Consider the following 15,695-nt stretch of genomic DNA (forward strand, 5'->3'; position numbering starts at 1 on the left):
GCCCCCTTCTCACTGGACTTTCGCCGGAGCGTAACCGCTGGCGGTAATCTAGAACAAGTTTCAGAACTTATTGGCTACTGATCAGTTCACCGAGCTTCGAATCTACCGGCCGAGAACGAAGCGAAAAGAGCCGCACCAGGTGATTCGCGCCACCACCCGCCCCCCTGCCATGCTGTGCCGAGCACACCACCGGCACTCGCCGCATCGCGGACGGAATGCCACGGAATGGGAAATATGACTACGGAATCCAAGGCGGCCAGACCGACCCTTCCCGCGAGTCCTCCCCTGACCGAGCGTCAGGAGGCCCGGCGCCGCCGCATCCTGCACACCAGCGCCAAGCTGGCGTCCCGTGGTGGCTTCGACGCCGTGCAGATGCGCGAGGTCGCCGAGTCCTCGGGCGTCGCGCTCGGCACCCTCTACCGCTACTTCCCCTCCAAGGTGCATCTGCTGGTCGCCACCATGCAGGACCAGCTCCAGCACATGCACGAGACGCTGCGCAAGCGCCCGCCGTCGGAGCAGGACCCGGGCGCGCGGGTGGCCCAGACCCTGATGCGCGCGTTCCGCGCCCTCCAGCGCGAGCCGCATCTCGCGGACGCGATGGTGCGCGCCCTGACCTTCGCGGACCGCTCCGTCAGCCCCGAGGTGGACACCGTCTCCCGGCTGACCACCGCGATCATCCTCGACGCGATGGGCCTGGACGGCCCCGCCACCCCCGAGCAGCTCTCCGCGGTCCGCGTCATCGAGCACACCTGGCACTCGGCCCTGATCACGTGGCTGTCGGGGCGGGCATCGATCGCCCAGGTGAAGATAGACATCGAGACGGTGTGCCGGCTGATCGAGGTCACGTCGGGGGATCGGTCGGGAGACCGGTCGCGGAACCGGTCGGGGGGCCGGGAGCGCTGAGGGCAGTGGGGTGGGGCCCGTAGCGCCGGGGGCGTGGGGCCGTGCCGCCAGGGCCTGGGCCCGTACCGCCAGGGCGCGGGGCCCGCACTACCAGGGTCGTGGTGCCCGTACCGCCAGGGCCGTGGGGCCCGTACCACCCGGGGCGCGGGGCCGTGTCACCTCGTCGGCCCACGCGCGTTAACCCCGCCTCCGCCGTGGGTAGTTGGCCCGCAAGGGGCCCACCGGCCCCCTACGGGACTCCGCCCCACGCCCCCTACGGGCCCCGGCCACGGGGCTCCCGCCCCGCGCCCCGGGCCGTCGTTCACCGGCCGTGCCACCGTCGCTCATTCCTCCGGCGGGAAGACCGCCTCGCCGCTGTCGGCCACGGTGAGGGTGATCGCTTCCACGGGGCATCCCTCGGCCGCGGCCAGCACGCTCTCGGCGGCGTCCGTCTCCGGCGCCACCGGATGCGACTGCCGCGCCGAGTCGAGGCGGAAACCGTCCGGCGCCGCCGCGGCACACATCCCCGACCCGATGCAGACGTTCCGGTCCACCACCACCCGCCAGCGGTCCCCCATCAGGCACCCGCCGGCAGATGGATCATCTTGTGCTCCAGGTATTCGCCGAAGCCCTCGGGCCCGAACTCCCGCCCGATGCCGGAGTTCTTGTAGCCGCCGAACGGGCCGAGCATGTCGATACTGAAGGTGTTCACCGAGTACGTGCCGGTGCGCACCTGCCGGGCGATCTCGATGCCGCGGTCGACGTCGGCCGTCCACACCGAGCCGGAGAGCCCGTAGTCGGAGTCGTTGGCGATCCGTACCGCCTCCGCCTCGTCGTCGTACGGCAGCAGACAGATGACCGGGCCGAAGATCTCCTCACGGGCGATCCGCATGGAGTTGGCGACCTCGCCGAAGAGGGTCGGCTCGACATACCAGCCCGTGGTCTGCCCCTCGGGGCGGCCGCCGCCGGTCAGCACCTTGGCGCCCTCCTGCTGCCCGAGCGCGATGTAGTCGAGCGAGCGCTGTTGCTGACGGCGGGCGACCAGCGGGCCGACTTCAGTGGCCGGATCCAGCGGGTCGCCGACGGTGAGCGCCGAGGCCGCCGCGGTGAACCGCTCGGCGATCTCGTCATAGTGGCTGCGCGGGGCGAGGATCCGCGTCTGGGCCACACACGCCTGGCCGTTGATCATCCAGGCGAACGGCACGATGCCGGCCACCGCCGCGTCCAGATCCGCGTCCGGCAGGATCACCGCCGCGGACTTGCCGCCGAGCTCCAGCGTGACCCGGCTGAGGTTGCGGGCCGCGACCTCCATGACCCTCTTGCCGGCCGCCACCGAGCCGGTGAACGACACCTTGTCCACGCCGGGGTGCCCGACCAGGTACTCGCTCACCTCCCGGTCCGCCGGCAGGATCGACAGCACCCCCGCCGGCAGCCCGGCCTCCGTCGCGATCTCCGCGAGCAGATACGCGTCCAGCGGGGTCTCGGGTGACACCTTCAGCACCACCGAGCAGCCGGCCAGCAGCGCCGGCGCGAGCTTGGCGGCGGCGGTGAACTGCGGGACGTTCCACGGCACCACGGCCGCGACCACCCCGGCCGGTTCCCGCCGCACCAGCAGCGGCCCCAGCACCCCGCCCCGCCGCTCCTCGAACGGGAAGTCGCGGGCCACCGTGAGCGCCGCGTCCCACACCAGCATCGCGGCCAGCGACTGCACCATGACGCCGGAGGTGAACGGGGTGCCGTTCTCCGCGCTGATGACCTTGGCGATCTCCTCGCTGCGGGCCGCGAAGGCGTCCTTGATACGGGTCACCACCGCGATCCGGTCCGCCAACGGGGCGTTCGCCCACACCCCGGACGCGAAGGACGTACGGGCCGCGGCCACCGCACGGTCGACATCGGCCCGCGAGGCGTGCGGCACCCGGCCGATGACCTGTTCGGTGTGCGGCGAGACGACCTCGATCGTGTCCCGGCCGGCCGGATCGACCCACTCACCGCCTATGTAGAGCTTTCCGTGCTCGACGAGGTCGCTCATCGCTGCCGCCTCCTGCGGGTCGGCCGCCTGTTCCGGCGGTCCCTGCCGGTTCGCTGTCGTTGCCTGGGTGCCTCGAAGGTGCCTTGGACGTGCCTCGGAGGTGCCTCGGGCGTGGTTGCTGACGAGGCATCAGCCCATGCACCTCAGGAACTGATACCAGTTCTAGTTGGAGGAGTCCACGGCGTCGGCCGAATCCCAACTCGCCCTACCCGAAGGGGCACTTCAAGCCGCTTTGAAACCAGTTCTAGTTATAGTGAGGCCGGGTACCGGGTGTATGCCACACCGAGAGGGGGCCGGGATGACCGCGCAGGTGACCGACCACAAGGGCGGGGTGTGGAGCATCCCCGTCCCCATCCCGGACAACCCGCTCGGCCACACCCTCGTCCACCTCCTGGAGACCGACCGCGGGCCGGTGCTGATCGACACCGGCTGGGACGACCCGGACTCCTGGGACACCCTCGTCGCCGGCGTCACCGCCTGCGGATTCGCCCTCACCGACCTCCACGGCGTCCTGATCACCCACCACCACCCCGACCACCACGGCCTGTCCGCCAAGGTCCGGGAGGCGTCCGGCGCCTGGATCGCGATGCACGCCGCCGACACCGCGGTGGTCCGCCGCACCCGCGCGGCCGAACCGGGCCAGTGGCTCGACCATCTGCTCGCCGAACTCACGGCGGCGGGCGCGCCGGACGACCATCTGGCGCCCCTGCGGAAGGCCCGCGCCACCGGGAACGGCCGGAAGCTGCCCGGCCGGCGGGCTGCGCTGCCGGACCGCGGCATCGACCCCGGCGAACTGCTCGACCTGCCGGGCCGCCGGGTACGGGCCATCTGGACGCCCGGCCACACCCCCGGGCATGTGTGCCTCCACCTGGAGGAGGAGCACCCCTCGGCGCGGACGCCCGGCTTCGGCCGGCTGTTCTCCGGCGACCACCTCCTGCCCGGCATCACCCCGCACATCGGCCTGTACGAGGCCCCGGACGAGGAGGGGGGTCCGACCGGAGCGCACGTCATGGAGGGCTCCGGGGAGGACGCCGACCCCTTGGGCGACTACCTCGACTCCCTCGAACGCGTCGGGCGGCTCGGCCCCGCCGAGGTGCTGCCCGCCCATCAGCACGCGTTCACCGACGCCGGCGGCCGGGTGCGCACGCTCATCGCCCACCACGAAGAGCGGCTGGCCCAGCTCGGATCCCTGCTCCAGGAACCGCGCACCGTCTGGCAGCTCGCCATGGCCATGGAGTGGAACCGTCCGTGGGAGCAGATCCCTTACGGCTCCCGCAATATCGCCGTCTCGGAGGCCGAGGCCCATCTGCGCCGGCTGGTGAAGCAGGGGCGGGCGGAGTGGGTGCCGGGGTCGGATCCGGTGCGGTATCGGGCGGTGTGAGGGGGGCCGGCCTCTCGCACCCGGCGTCGGTGCGCCCGGCCCGTGTAGCGCCCGCGCCCGGCTCGCGCGCCGCTCCGCCCGGCTCGTGCCGGATTCCGTCGGCTCGTACGTGCGAGCGAGCGCCCGCCGGGTGGCGGTTAAGGTGTGCGGGACAACTTCATCCGTACCCGATCGGGGGAAGCCGGTGGAAATCCGGCGCTGACCCGCAACCGTGAGGACGGCCCGTCCGTACCGCGCCGGCTGGCCCGGCAGGACGGCCGTACGAGCCGGAGCACCCGAGGGGGCACGACCAAGGCTCCCGCCACCGGAACCGTCCGCCACAGGGACGGCCGGTGCGCGGCACCGTCGAGGTATACGGAGCTGAGCCCGGTGCCACCGCGTCCGCGATCCAAGAGGTCGCCGCGCGGGCGGCAGGCCGAGCGCGGCTGCGTGTACCGCCGCGACCCGACCCGAGAGGCACCGACCCGATGGCCCCCATGGCTTCCATGGCTCACCAGGCCCCCCTGACGCACCCCGTCGCCTTCCTGGCGCGCCGCGCCGCCACGGCGCTGGCGGCCGCGGCGGTGCTGGGCACGGCCGCTGCCCCCGCCGCGTACGCCGACGACGCCGCCCCGTCCGCGTCGCCCAAGAAGCTGCCGGACGGCCTGTACGGCACCAAGGACCCGCAGTACGACGGGGTGTGGCGGCAGTCGCTCGCACTGCTGGCGCAGGACACGGTGGGAGTGCGGCCGGCCGCGTCCGGCGTGCGCTGGCTGGTCGGGCAGCAGTGCGCCGACGGCGCGTTCACCGCTTTCCGTGCCGAGCCCGGCAAGCCCTGTGACGCCAAGACCATGCGGGACACCAACCAGACGGCGGCCGCGGTGCAGGCGCTGGCCGCGCTCGGCGGGCACGGCGACGCCGTGCGAAAGGCCGTGGGCTGGCTGAAATCGGTGCAGAACGATGACGGCGGCTGGAGCTCGATGCCCGGTTCGGCCAGCGACGCCAACTCCACGTCCGTGGTCATCGGCGCGCTCGCGGCGGCGGGCGAGAAGCCGCGGTCCGTGACCTCCAAGAAGGGCGGCAAGACCCCGTACGACGGGCTGCTCACCTTCCAGCTGGGCTGCGACGCGAAGGAGGGCGAGCGCGGCGCGTTCACCTTCCAGCTCAAGGGCGCCGCCCCGAACGCCGATGCCACCGCGGCCGCCGCGACCGGAGTGCTCGGCAAGGGCTTCGTCGTCGCGCCCGCGGACCAGCGGGCGAACGCTCCGGTCAAGCCGCTGAACTGCAAGGACGGCGGGGACGCGAAGAAGGATGATCCGGCGGGGGCCGCGGCGGGCGGCGACGCCTACCTCGTCGCGCAGCTCGACAAGAACGGACAGCATCTGCTCTCCGCGATGCCGGGCGCCGAGAAGCAGCCCGATGTCGGCAACACCGCCGACGCCGTGGTGGCGCTGGCGGCCGGCGGGCACGGTGCCGCTGCCGCGAAGCCGCTGAAGTGGCTGGAGAAGAACGCCTCGGCCTGGGCCGAGCAGAACGGGCCCGCGGCGTACGCCCAGCTGGTGCTGGCCGCGCACGCCACCGGCACCGACCCGCGTTCCTTCGGCGGCACCGACCTGGTGGCCGCGCTCAACGCCACCGGCCCCAAGCCGGCCGCCGCGGCGCAGAAGGACACCGGGGACGCCGACGACGCCACGGACGGTGGCGGCATCGGGGTGTGGTGGGTCATCGGCGTCGGCCTCGCCTTCGGCGCCGGCATCGGGTTCCTGCTGAGCAGCCGTAAGAAGAACCAGCTCTGATGCGGCGGACCAGGATCGCCGGCGCCGTACTGCTGGCCGGTGCGGTCACCGGCCTGGCCGCTGGGCCCGCGCAGGCGCAGGAGTACCGCTACTGGTCGTTCTGGGACGGCAAGGGCGGCTCCTGGGCGTATGCCACCGAGGGGCCGGCCACTCAGCGGCCGGCCGACGGCGCGGTCGAGGGCTTCCGCTTCACCGTCGGCGCCGACTCCGCCGGGGCCGGCAAGCCGCGCCCGGCCGCCGACTTCGACATGATCTGCCGCGACACCCCCGCCAAGGACGGCCGCAAGCGGATCGGCATCGTGCTGGACTTCGGCACCGCGGCGGACGCGCCCGGCGGCGAACGGCCGCCGACGGCCAGGACGGAGTGTGCGCAGGTGGCCGAGGACGCCTCGGCGGGCGAGGCGCTGGCGGCGGTCGCCCGGCCGCTGCGCTACGACGCCAACGCCCTGCTGTGTGCCATCGCCGGCTATCCGAAGGCGGGGTGCGCGGAGGCGGTGAACGGGTCGAAGGACGGGGCGAAGGGGTCCGCGTCCTCCGCTGCGCCGTCCGCGGGAGCGGCGGAGGACCGTGCCGACGGGAACGACGGGGGCGGTGGAAGCGGCGACGGAGGGCCGTCCGCCGGACTGCTCGGCGGGGCCGCGGTCGTCGTCGCCCTGGGTGCGGCAGCGGTGTGGCAGGCACGCCGCCGGCGCGGATGAGCGCCCCGCAGGCGACCCGTACCACCGCGCTGCACGCCGGCGCCTGGTGGCTGTGGGCGCTGGGCCTGGCCACCGCGGCCTCCCGCACCACCGATCCACTGCTGCTGGGGCTGCTGGTGGGGGTGGCCGGATATGTCGTCGCGGCACGTCGTACGGACGCGCCGTGGGCCCGCTCGTACGGCGCGTTCGTCAAGCTCGGGCTGGTCGTGATCGTCATTCGGCTGGTCTTCGCCTTCTTCCTCGGCTCGCCGATCCCCGGTACGCACACCCTCGTCACGTTGCCCGAAGTGCCGCTGCCGGACTGGGCGAAGGGCGTCCGGATCGGCGGCCGGGTCACTGCGGAGGGCATGGTCTTCGCCCTGTACGACGGACTGAAACTGGCCACTCTCCTCATCTGTGTGGGCGCCGCCAATGCGCTCGCCAACCCGGCCCGGCTCCTGAAGTCCCTGCCCGGTGCGCTCTATGAGGCGGGCGTCGCGGTTGTCGTGGCGATGACCTTCGCCCCGAACCTGGTCGCCGACGTCCAGCGGCTGCGCGCCGCCCGCCGGCTGCGCGGGCGCCCCGACCGTGGGGTCAAGGCACTCCTCCAGGTCGGACTGCCGGTGCTGGAGGGCGCGCTGGAGCGCTCGGTGGCGCTGGCCGCGGCCATGGACGCGCGCGGCTACGGCCGCAGCGCCCACGTACCGCCCGCCGTACGCCACCTCACCTCCCTGCTCACCCTCGGCGGGCTGCTCGGTGTCTGCGCCGGAACCTACGGATTGTTGGGGGACACCGGGAGCGGCTACGGGCTGCCGCTGCTGCTCGCCGGGCTGGCGGCGGCGCTCGCCGGGCTGTGGCTCGGGGGCCGCCGCTCGGTGCGCAGCCGCTACCGGCCCGAGCGGTGGGGCGCCCGCGCCTGGCTGGTCGCGGGCTCCGGCATGGCCGTCGCCGCCCTGATGATCTGGGCGAACGCCTATGCGCCGGCCGCGCTGCATCCGCCCGCCGTCCCGCTCACCACCCCCGTTCTCCCCCTCTGGCCGGCCGTTTCCGTTCTCGTGGGGCTGCTGCCCGCGTTCGTCGCCCCACTCCCGTCGAGCGCGGACCGGGCCGGGTCCCGTGCTGCGTCCCGTGGGCGTCGCCGTGCCTCTGATGTCGATCCGTGTGATGTCGATCCGTGTACGAAGGAGCCCACCCCGTGATCCGGTTCGAGCAGGTCTCGGTCACCTACGGCGATGCCGCGGCGCCCGCCGTCCAGGGCGTCGACCTGACCGTCCCCGAGGGCGAACTGTGTCTCCTGGTCGGCCCCTCCGGCGTCGGCAAGTCCACCGTCCTGAACGCCGTCTGCGGTCTCGTCCCGCACTTCACCGGCGGCACCCTGCACGGCCGGGTCACCGTCGACGGCCGGGACACCCGCACCCACAAACCGCGCGAACTGGCCGATGTCGTCGGCACCGTGGGCCAGGACCCCCTGGCGCACTTCGTCACGGACACCGTCGAGGACGAACTCGCCTACGGCATGGAATCGCTCGGCCTCCCCCCTGAGGTGATGCGCCGCCGTGTCGAAGAGACCCTCGACCTGCTGGGCCTGGCCGAGCTGCGCGACCGCGCGATCACCACGCTCTCGGGCGGACAGATGCAACGGGTGGCGATCGGTTCGGTCCTCACCACCCACCCCAAGGTCCTGGTCCTGGACGAGCCGACCTCCGCACTGGACCCCGCCGCCGCGGAAGAGGTGCTCTCCGTCCTCCAGCGGCTGGTCCATGACCTCGGCACCACGGTCCTGCTGGCCGAACACCGGCTGGAGCGTGTGGTCCAGTACGCCGACCAGGTCATCCTCCTTCCCTCGCCGGGCGCGCCCCCGGCCATGGGCACCCCCGCCGACATCATGGCCGTCTCCCCCGTCCACCCCCCGGTCGTGGCCCTCGGCCGCCTCGCCCACTGGTCCCCGCTCCCCCTGTCCGTACGCGACGCCCGCCGCAAGGCCGCCCCCCTGCGCGAGCAGCTGACGGGCGTCCCGCCGCAGGTGCCGACGAGGAACGCGGGGCGCGGGCCGGGGGCATCGGATGCTGCCGCGGAGGTCTCGGGACTTGGCGTGCGCCGGGGGCGGACCGAGGCGCTGCACGGGGTGGATCTGACCGTGCGGGGTGGCGAGACGGTCGCTCTGATGGGACGTAACGGTGCGGGGAAGTCCACCCTGCTCACCACCCTCGTCGGGATGCATCAGCCGTCGTCCGGCACGGTGCGGGTCGGCGGCGCCGTCCCGCACCGCACCAGCCCCCGGGACCTCCTGCGGCATGTCGGTCTGGTCCCGCAGGAACCTCGTGACCTCCTCTACGCCGATACCGTCGCCGCCGAGTGCACCGCGGCCGACCAGGACGCGGACGCCCCCGCCGGCAGCTGCCGGGCTCTGGTCGCCCGGCTGCTGCCGGATGTCCCGGACTCCGTTCACCCCCGTGATCTGTCCGAGGGCCAACGGCTCGCGCTTGCCCTCGCGGTCGTGCTGACCGCCCGTCCACCACTGCTCCTTCTCGACGAGCCCACCCGCGGCCTGGACTACGCCGCCAAGGCCCGGCTGATCGAGGTGCTGCGCACCCTGGCCGCCGAGGGCCACGCCATCGTCCTGGCCACCCACGACGTGGAACTCGCCGCCGAACTGGCACACCGTGTGGTCATCCTCGTCGACGGCGAGATCGTCGCCGACGGTCCCACCGACGAGGTCGTGGTCTCCTCTCCTTCCTTCGCGCCGCAGGTCGCCAAGGTCCTTGCCCCGCTGCCCTGGCTGACGGTTCCCCAGGTGGCCCGCGCCCTGGAGGCCCTCGCATGACCGTGCCCCCACCCCGCCCGGAGGACCCCGGGCCCGAGCCCGGCTCCGGTCCCGGCCTCGGCTCCGACTCCGCTTCCGGCCCCACCTCCGACTCCCGCTCCCGTTCCGACTCCGATCCCGGCTCCGACTCCGGCCGCCCCGGCCCCGGCCCCGGCTCCCGCCACCCCTGCCTCGGCCGGCAGGCGCGCGCCGTGCGGCTCGGGCCCCGCTCCATCGCCGCGCTGGCGCTGATCTCGGCCATCGGCGTGATGGCCTTCGGCTGGCCGCTGCTCGCCGACTCCGCCTCCGGGCTCGCCCATTCCAAGGACGCGCCCTGGCTGTTCGCCGCGCTGCTGCCGATGCTGCTGGCCGTTGTCGTGGCGACCATCGCCGATACCGGCCTGGACGCCAAGGCCATCGCCATGCTCGGCGTCCTGGCCGCGGCCGGGGCCGCCATGCGCCCGCTGGGCGCGGGGACCGCCGGCATCGAGCCGATGTTCTTCCTGATGGTGCTGTCGGGACGGGTGCTCGGGCCCGGGTTCGGGTTCGTACTGGGTTCCGTGGCGATGTTCGCGTCGGCGCTGCTGACCGGCGGTGTCGGCCCCTGGATGCCGTTCCAGATGCTGACGATGGGGTGGGTGTCGATGGGCGCCGGCCTGCTGCCGGGGGCCGACCGGCTGCGTGGCCGCGGTGAACTCGCCATGCTCGCCGCCTACGGAGCCGTCTCCGCCGTCCTCTACGGCCTGGTCATGAACCTCCAGGGCTGGCCCTATATCGCCGGCCTGGCCTCAGGGGTCTCCTTCGTCCCCGGCGACCCGCTCGATCAGAACCTGGCCCGCTATCTCGCCTACTGCCTTGCCACCTCCCTCGGTTGGGACCTCCCCCGAGCCCTGGTCACCGTGATCCTCACCTGCACGCTCGGGGGCACCGTCCTCAGGGCGCTGCGCCGTGCCACCCGCCGCGCGGCCTTCGACGTCCCGGCCTCGTTCGCTCCCGATCCGCCCCGAGAGGCCACCTCCCGGTGAAGTGACCCAGGGTGCGATGACCCCAGATGCGGTGGCCCCAGATGCGGTGGCCCCGGGCGCGGTGACCCCGGGCGCGGTGGCCCCGGGTGCGGTGGCCCCGGGCGCCGTGACCTCGGCTCCTGCCTCCCCTCTGCCCCCGCGTACGCCCCTCCCCGCCTGGGACAGTGATCGTCAGCCGTCTCGCTGCACGCCCCTGGCACCCTCCGGAGCCGGATCAGCGGGCGACCGGCAGTGCGCGGGCGATGGACGGCTCCGAGCGCAGGAATGCCCTGTAGTGGTCGGCATCGGCGCCCTGGTCCACGACCGTGGCCCTGACGCCGTGGCCGGCCAACTGCCGGGCACAGCTGCGGGTGTTGGCTATGGGGACGTCCCGGTCGCCGGTGGCGGAGTAGAGGGCTATCCGCACGCCTCGGCCCGGCTTCCAGTCGCAGGTGCGGTCGTTGGCGCGAAGCACGTCCAGCAGGGCCCCGGAAGGGTGCCGGAGCTTTTGGTACCAGGTGTCCGTCAGCAGGTCTTCGAGACGTTCGGGCAGCTTGCCGGCGATCTCTTCCGCCGGATGCTCGCCGTCGAAGAGACCGAGGCGAGGACCGGGCGTCCATGTACGGATGGCGTCCGGGGCCGGTGCGGAGGGCCGCGCATCCTGGACGCGTCGTGGCCCCCGCGAGGTCCCCGGCCCGGCCGGCCCACCGGATGCGGCCGACTCGCCGAAGGCAGCCGACCCACCGGCGGCACCCGATGCACCAGCCGCTGCCCGAGGTAACGAAGAGAAGGCGAGAGAGAAGGAGGCGGAAGAGGAAGAGGAGAGCTGCCGCGGTGATCTGTTCGTCATGTCGTCGACGGTACGGAGATCGCGCGCCTCGCAGAATGCGGCTTTCCGCACAACTCAGCTGTGGCTTTCCTCAGGTTGGGGAGGGGGTGCCGGAACACCCCCGTCCCCTTCGCGTGACGGCCCGCCGGTGGCCGCCGGGCCCTGCACTACAACCGCTGAATGATCGTCCCCGTAGCCAGTGCCCCGCCCGCGCACATGGTGATCAGGGCGAACTCCTTGTCCCTGCGTTCGAGTTCGTGGAGTGCGGTGGTCAGGAGCCGGGCGCCGGTGGCGCCGACCGGGTGGCCGAGGGCGATGGCGCCGCCGTTCACGTTCACCTTCTCCAGGTCCTGCTCGAAGACCTGCGCCCAGGAGAGCACGACGGAGGCGAAAGCCTCGTTGATCTCGACGAGGTCGATGTCCTTGAGGGACATACCGGCCTTGCCGAGCACCGCGCGGGTGGCGTCGATGGGACCGTCCAGATGGAAGTGCGGATCGGCGCCGACCAGCGCCTGGGCCACGATGCGGGCCCGTGGCTTGAGTTTGAGGGCGCGTGCCATGCGCTTGGAGGCCCACATCAGCGCGGCGGCGCCGTCGGAGATCTGTGAGGAGTTGCCCGCCGTGTGGACGGCGGTCGGCATCACGGGCTTGAGGCCGCCGAGCGCCTCCATGCTGGTGTCGCGCAGTCCCTCGTCGTGGTCGACCAGCCGCCACATGCCCTGGCCCGTGGCCTGTTCGTCCTCGGTGGTGGGGACCTGGACGGCGAAGGTCTCCCGTTTGAAGCGCTCCTCGGCCCAGGCGGCGGCCGCCCGCTCCTGCGAGATGAGGCCGAGCGAGTCGACGTTCTCGCGGGTCAGCCCCCGGTTGCGGGCAATGCGTTCGGCCGCTTCGAACTGGTTGGGCAGGTCGACGTTCCACTCGTCGGGCCAGGGCTTGCCGGGTCCGTGCTTGGAGCCGCTGCCGAGCGGCACCCGGGACATCGCCTCGACGCCGCAGCCGATGCCGATGTCGATGACCCCGGCCGCGATCATGTTGGCGACCATGTGGTTGGCCTGTTGCGAGGATCCGCACTGACAGTCCACGGTGGTGGCGGCCGTCTCGTACGGGAGGCCCATCGTCAGCCAGGCGTTGCGGGCCGGGTTCATGGACTGCTCGCCGGCGTGGGTGACGGTGCCGCCCACGATCTGTTCGACGCAGTCCGGCTGGATGCCTGTACGGGCGAGGAGTTCGCGGTAGGTCTCCCCCAGGAGGTAGGCGGGGTGGAGGTTGGCGAGCGCGCCTCCGCGCTTACCGATGGGGGTGCGTACTGCTTCGACGATGACGGGTTCCGCGGCCATGACTGACTCGTCCTCTCCTCGCGTCCGCGGATGTCCCGGCACCCACGGAAGAAGAACTAGTACCCGTTCTAGTTCTACAAACAGTCTTATGAGGCGGCCCCCGGGGCGCAAGGGGCGTGCAAGCCCCTTGTCCACAACCGGAGTCGCCGCGCCCCTTGCCACTTGCGGAAGTGGTGATTACCTTCACCGCGACCCATATCTGATGAACCGTCAGACGCCGGATGGACCAGGAGTCGCCGATGCCATGTCCCGCGCTGCCCGACGGGTTCGACTTCACCGACCCCGACGTCTACCAGTCCCGTGTTCCGCTCCCCGAGTTCGCCCAGCTGCGGCGGACCGCGCCCGTGTGGTGGAACGCCCAGCCGCACGGCATCGCCGGCTTCGGTGACGACGGGTATTGGGTCGTCACCCGTCACCAGGACGTCAAGGAGGTGTCCACCAAGCCGGAGATCTTCTCCGCGAACCTCAACACCTCGATCATCCGGTTCAACGCGGCCATGACCCGTGACCAAATAGACGTACAGAAACTCATCATGCTGAACATGGACCCGCCCGAGCACACCAGGGTCCGGCAGATCGTGCAGCGCGGCTTCACCCCGCGCTCGATACGGGCACTGGAGGACGCGCTGCGTCACCGGGCGGCGCAGATCGTCGCCGAGGCACGGCGGAACGGCTCCGGGGACTTCGTCACCGATATCGCCTGCGAACTCCCCCTCCAGGCCATCGCAGAGCTCATCGGCATCCCCCAGGACGACCGGGCGCGCATCTTCGACTGGTCGAACAAGATGGTCGCGTACGACGATCCCGAACTGGCCATCACCGAAGAGGTCGGCCTGAACGCGGCCACGGAGCTGATCTCGTACGCGATGAATCTCGCCGCGGTGCGCAAGGAATGCCCGGCCACGGACATCGTCAGCCAACTGGTGGCCGCGGAGCACGAAGGGAACCTCGGCTCCGACGAGTTCGGCTTCTTCGTGCTCCTGCTGGCGGTGGCCGGCAACGAGACCACGCGTAACGCCATCACGCACGGTATGCATGCCTTCCTCACCCATCCCGACCAGTGGGAGCTCTACAAGCGCGAGCGCCCCGAGACGGCGGCCGAGGAGATCGTGCGGTGGGCGACCCCGGTGGTCTCCTTCCAGCGCACCGCCACCCAGGACACCGAGCTGGGCGGCGCGGAGATCAAGAAGGGCCAGCGGGTGGGGATCTTCTACTCCTCCGCCAACAACGACCCGGAGGTGTTCGACCGCCCGGAGGTCTTCGACATCACCCGGGACCCCAACCCCCACCTGGGATTCGGGGGCGGCGGCCCGCACTTCTGCCTCGGCAAGTCGCTCGCGGTCCTGGAGATCAACCTGATCTTCGGCGCCCTCGCGGACGCCATGCCCGGCATCTCCCTGGCGGGCGACCCGCGCCGGCTCCGCTCGGCCTGGCTCAACGGCGTCAAGGAACTCCAGGTTCACTACGGCTGACGGCAGCACCGCTGCCCGGGGGTCGGCAGCGGAGACGGAACGGCATACGGGCGGGACGCTCACCCCGATCGCGTCGGGTGGGCGTCCCGCCGGTGCGTGGACCCATGGGCGTCCGTGGTGCTCCCCCACCTGCCCGTAGTACCGCTGACCGCCGGCCGGTGCGCGCGAAGCCGATCCGGAGAAAGCCGGACCAGCGGTATGTCCGAAACCAGTTCCTCCCTCAACCTTGCCAGCCGTCATGGGCAGACTTACATTCAACTCGCCAGTAACAACTCGGCAGTTCATCCTCCGGCGCGCGCTCGCTCCGCACCGCCCGCGTCCGAGCCGCACGCTCCCCCCGCGCTCACCCCGGCTCGTCCGCGCGCCTTCCGCACCACGCGCAACCCTGCGCCCACGCATCCCCCACACGTTTCGACAAGTGCGCTCCACCGCTCTTCGAAGGGGACATACCGCCATGAAGGACGCACACGGCAGACCTGTCACGGGACGCATCAGCTGGCGGAAGTTCGCCGTGCTGTCCGTCCCGGCGCTCGCCGGCACCGCCGCCCTGGGCATCGCCCTGGCCAATGGGGCACTGGCGGCGTCGTTCGCCGTCTCGGGACAGCAGTTCAAGGTCTCCGCGGACAGCCTCAAGGGCGACGGCTTCGCCCAGTACGGCAGTGTGGACACGAACGCCAGGGGAGATCTCCTGCCGGTCGCCGTCACCGCCATCAAGACCGCCCAGCTGGACCATCTGTGCCAGTCGGTCGTCACCCACCTGCCCGTCGTCGGCGATATCTCGCTCAACCTCAGCGCCGGTACGGGCAGTACGCCCGTCGAGGCCACCGATCTGTTCGTGGACGCCACCCAGCTCTCCGGCAACGCGTCCTTCCACCGGATCGAGATCGGCCGGGACGCCTCCACCCTCGACAAGGGACCGGACGGCGCTCAGGGCATGCAGGACCTCTTCGCCCAGCAGGCGGACGACGTCAGCATCAGCAAGCTGCGGCAGACCGCCTGGGCCACCAACGCGGGGACCTTCAAGCTGTCCGGGCTGAGCATGAAGATCTCCAAGGGCAAGAAGGAATGCTTCTGACCTGGCGGCGCTGGCGGCGGGGACGGCCCTTCTGGGGCGGTCTGGCGGCCGTCGTCGCCGGCGCCGAGATCTGCGCCATCCCCCTGGCCCCGCTGAAGATCATGCTGCAACAGGGGATCGCCGGCATCCCGTCGGTCCTGATGGGGCTGGTGATGATCGTGATGGGGCTCTCGGCGTGGTTCGCGCCGTATTACCGGGGCATCGCGGGCGTGCTCACCGTGCTGTGCGCGGCGGCCGCGCTGGTGATGTCCAACCTCGGCGGCTTTCTGATCGGCACCGTCATCGGGATCCTCGGCGGCTCGATGATCTTCGCCTGGCAGCCGGTCGCCCCGACGGAACCCGAAACCCCCGAGGCGCCCGGAACCGCGCCCGCGCCCTGCGAGCACTAAGGCGTCCGCAACGCCCCGCCCGCCACAACGCCCCGCCCGCCG

Annotated in this window: 14 protein-coding genes and 1 riboswitch; of the genes, 10 read left to right on the forward strand and 4 right to left on the reverse strand. The window is 72.0% G+C overall.

What is annotated here, in order from left to right; all coding sequences use genetic code 11:
- Window positions 1–234: 234 nt before the first annotated feature.
- Window positions 235–903 carry a TetR family transcriptional regulator gene (locus ACFWJW_RS12600; protein ID WP_387238774.1) on the forward strand — a complete coding sequence of 223 codons (669 nt, stop codon included), beginning with the start codon at window positions 235–237 and terminating at the stop codon, window positions 901–903.
- A 323-nt stretch (window positions 904–1,226) separates the two neighbouring features.
- Here ACFWJW_RS12600 and ACFWJW_RS12605 read toward each other — a convergent pair whose 3' ends face one another.
- Entirely contained in the window at window positions 1,227–1,460 is a 234-nt protein-coding gene (locus ACFWJW_RS12605) for a ferredoxin (protein WP_387238776.1), read from the reverse strand.
- Window positions 1,460–2,911 (reverse strand): aldehyde dehydrogenase, encoded by a 1,452-nt coding sequence (locus tag ACFWJW_RS12610; RefSeq protein WP_387238779.1) that lies wholly within the window; start codon window positions 2,909–2,911, stop codon window positions 1,460–1,462. The genes ACFWJW_RS12605 and ACFWJW_RS12610 overlap by 1 nt, the downstream gene beginning before the upstream one ends.
- Window positions 2,912–3,209: 298 nt before the next feature.
- On the opposite strand from ACFWJW_RS12610, the gene ACFWJW_RS12615 reads away from it, so the two are divergent.
- The 6 genes from ACFWJW_RS12615 (at window position 3,210) to ACFWJW_RS12640 (ending at window position 10,572) form a co-directional block, all read left to right on the forward strand.
- Entirely contained in the window at window positions 3,210–4,292 is a 1,083-nt protein-coding gene (locus ACFWJW_RS12615; RefSeq protein WP_387238782.1) for an MBL fold metallo-hydrolase, read from the forward strand.
- A 137-nt stretch (window positions 4,293–4,429) separates the two neighbouring features.
- Window positions 4,430–4,590, forward strand: a riboswitch (cobalamin riboswitch).
- A 169-nt stretch (window positions 4,591–4,759) separates the two neighbouring features.
- Window positions 4,760–6,067 carry a prenyltransferase/squalene oxidase repeat-containing protein gene (locus ACFWJW_RS12620; RefSeq protein WP_387238786.1) on the forward strand — a complete coding sequence of 436 codons (1,308 nt, stop codon included), beginning with the start codon at window positions 4,760–4,762 and terminating at the stop codon, window positions 6,065–6,067.
- Entirely contained in the window at window positions 6,067–6,765 is a 699-nt protein-coding gene (locus tag ACFWJW_RS12625; RefSeq protein ID WP_387238789.1) for an SCO2322 family protein, read from the forward strand. Before ACFWJW_RS12620 ends, ACFWJW_RS12625 begins: the two co-directional genes overlap by 1 nt.
- Entirely contained in the window at window positions 6,762–7,943 is a 1,182-nt protein-coding gene (locus tag ACFWJW_RS12630; RefSeq protein WP_387238988.1) for a CbiQ family ECF transporter T component, read from the forward strand. The genes ACFWJW_RS12625 and ACFWJW_RS12630 overlap by 4 nt, the downstream gene beginning before the upstream one ends.
- Window positions 7,940–9,568, forward strand: coding sequence for an ABC transporter ATP-binding protein (locus ACFWJW_RS12635; protein ID WP_387238792.1), 1,629 nt, complete (start codon window positions 7,940–7,942; stop codon window positions 9,566–9,568). Before ACFWJW_RS12630 ends, ACFWJW_RS12635 begins: the two co-directional genes overlap by 4 nt.
- On the forward strand, window positions 9,565–10,572 hold the full coding sequence (locus ACFWJW_RS12640) for an ECF transporter S component (RefSeq protein WP_387238795.1): 1,008 nt from the start codon (window positions 9,565–9,567) through the stop codon (window positions 10,570–10,572). The genes ACFWJW_RS12635 and ACFWJW_RS12640 overlap by 4 nt, the downstream gene beginning before the upstream one ends.
- Before the next feature lie 214 nt (window positions 10,573–10,786).
- On the opposite strand, the gene ACFWJW_RS12645 is transcribed toward ACFWJW_RS12640, so the two are convergent.
- Both ACFWJW_RS12645 and ACFWJW_RS12650 read right to left on the reverse strand, forming a co-directional pair.
- Window positions 10,787–11,401 (reverse strand): hypothetical protein, encoded by a 615-nt coding sequence (locus ACFWJW_RS12645; RefSeq protein WP_387238798.1) that lies wholly within the window; start codon window positions 11,399–11,401, stop codon window positions 10,787–10,789.
- A 146-nt stretch (window positions 11,402–11,547) separates the two neighbouring features.
- On the reverse strand, window positions 11,548–12,717 hold the full coding sequence (locus tag ACFWJW_RS12650; protein ID WP_387238800.1) for a steroid 3-ketoacyl-CoA thiolase: 1,170 nt from the start codon (window positions 12,715–12,717) through the stop codon (window positions 11,548–11,550).
- A 239-nt stretch (window positions 12,718–12,956) separates the two neighbouring features.
- Between ACFWJW_RS12650 and ACFWJW_RS12655 the strand changes: the two genes are divergently transcribed.
- From ACFWJW_RS12655 to ACFWJW_RS12665, 3 genes are all read left to right on the forward strand, one after another.
- Entirely contained in the window at window positions 12,957–14,189 is a 1,233-nt protein-coding gene (locus tag ACFWJW_RS12655; protein WP_387238803.1) for a cytochrome P450, read from the forward strand.
- 454 nt (window positions 14,190–14,643) lie between these two features.
- Window positions 14,644–15,264 (forward strand): DUF6230 family protein, encoded by a 621-nt coding sequence (locus ACFWJW_RS12660; RefSeq protein WP_387238806.1) that lies wholly within the window; start codon window positions 14,644–14,646, stop codon window positions 15,262–15,264.
- On the forward strand, window positions 15,255–15,653 hold the full coding sequence (locus ACFWJW_RS12665) for a DUF6114 domain-containing protein (RefSeq protein WP_387238809.1): 399 nt from the start codon (window positions 15,255–15,257) through the stop codon (window positions 15,651–15,653). The genes ACFWJW_RS12660 and ACFWJW_RS12665 overlap by 10 nt, the downstream gene beginning before the upstream one ends.
- The last annotated feature ends 42 nt before the right edge of the window (window positions 15,654–15,695 follow it).

This window comes from Streptomyces sp. NPDC127097, assembly GCF_042724075.1.
Classification (GTDB): domain Bacteria; phylum Actinomycetota; class Actinomycetes; order Streptomycetales; family Streptomycetaceae; genus Streptomyces.

Excerpts from the sequence above, each read along its gene's own strand:
- ACFWJW_RS12600 (WP_387238774.1), top strand. The coding sequence starts at position 235 with ATGACTACGGAATCCAAGGCGGCCAGACCGACCCTTCCCGCGAGTCCT.
- ACFWJW_RS12605 (WP_387238776.1), bottom strand. The coding sequence starts at position 1,460 with ATGGGGGACCGCTGGCGGGTGGTGGTGGACCGGAACGTCTGCATCGGG.
- ACFWJW_RS12610 (WP_387238779.1), bottom strand. The coding sequence starts at position 2,911 with ATGAGCGACCTCGTCGAGCACGGAAAGCTCTACATAGGCGGTGAGTGG.
- ACFWJW_RS12615 (WP_387238782.1), top strand. The coding sequence starts at position 3,210 with ATGACCGCGCAGGTGACCGACCACAAGGGCGGGGTGTGGAGCATCCCC.
- ACFWJW_RS12620 (WP_387238786.1), top strand. The coding sequence starts at position 4,760 with ATGGCCCCCATGGCTTCCATGGCTCACCAGGCCCCCCTGACGCACCCC.
- ACFWJW_RS12625 (WP_387238789.1), top strand. The coding sequence starts at position 6,067 with ATGCGGCGGACCAGGATCGCCGGCGCCGTACTGCTGGCCGGTGCGGTC.
- ACFWJW_RS12630 (WP_387238988.1), top strand. The coding sequence starts at position 6,762 with ATGAGCGCCCCGCAGGCGACCCGTACCACCGCGCTGCACGCCGGCGCC.
- ACFWJW_RS12640 (WP_387238795.1), top strand. The coding sequence starts at position 9,565 with ATGACCGTGCCCCCACCCCGCCCGGAGGACCCCGGGCCCGAGCCCGGC.
- ACFWJW_RS12645 (WP_387238798.1), bottom strand. The coding sequence starts at position 11,401 with ATGACGAACAGATCACCGCGGCAGCTCTCCTCTTCCTCTTCCGCCTCC.
- ACFWJW_RS12650 (WP_387238800.1), bottom strand. The coding sequence starts at position 12,717 with ATGGCCGCGGAACCCGTCATCGTCGAAGCAGTACGCACCCCCATCGGT.
- ACFWJW_RS12655 (WP_387238803.1), top strand. The coding sequence starts at position 12,957 with ATGCCATGTCCCGCGCTGCCCGACGGGTTCGACTTCACCGACCCCGAC.
- ACFWJW_RS12660 (WP_387238806.1), top strand. The coding sequence starts at position 14,644 with ATGAAGGACGCACACGGCAGACCTGTCACGGGACGCATCAGCTGGCGG.
- ACFWJW_RS12665 (WP_387238809.1), top strand. The coding sequence starts at position 15,255 with ATGCTTCTGACCTGGCGGCGCTGGCGGCGGGGACGGCCCTTCTGGGGC.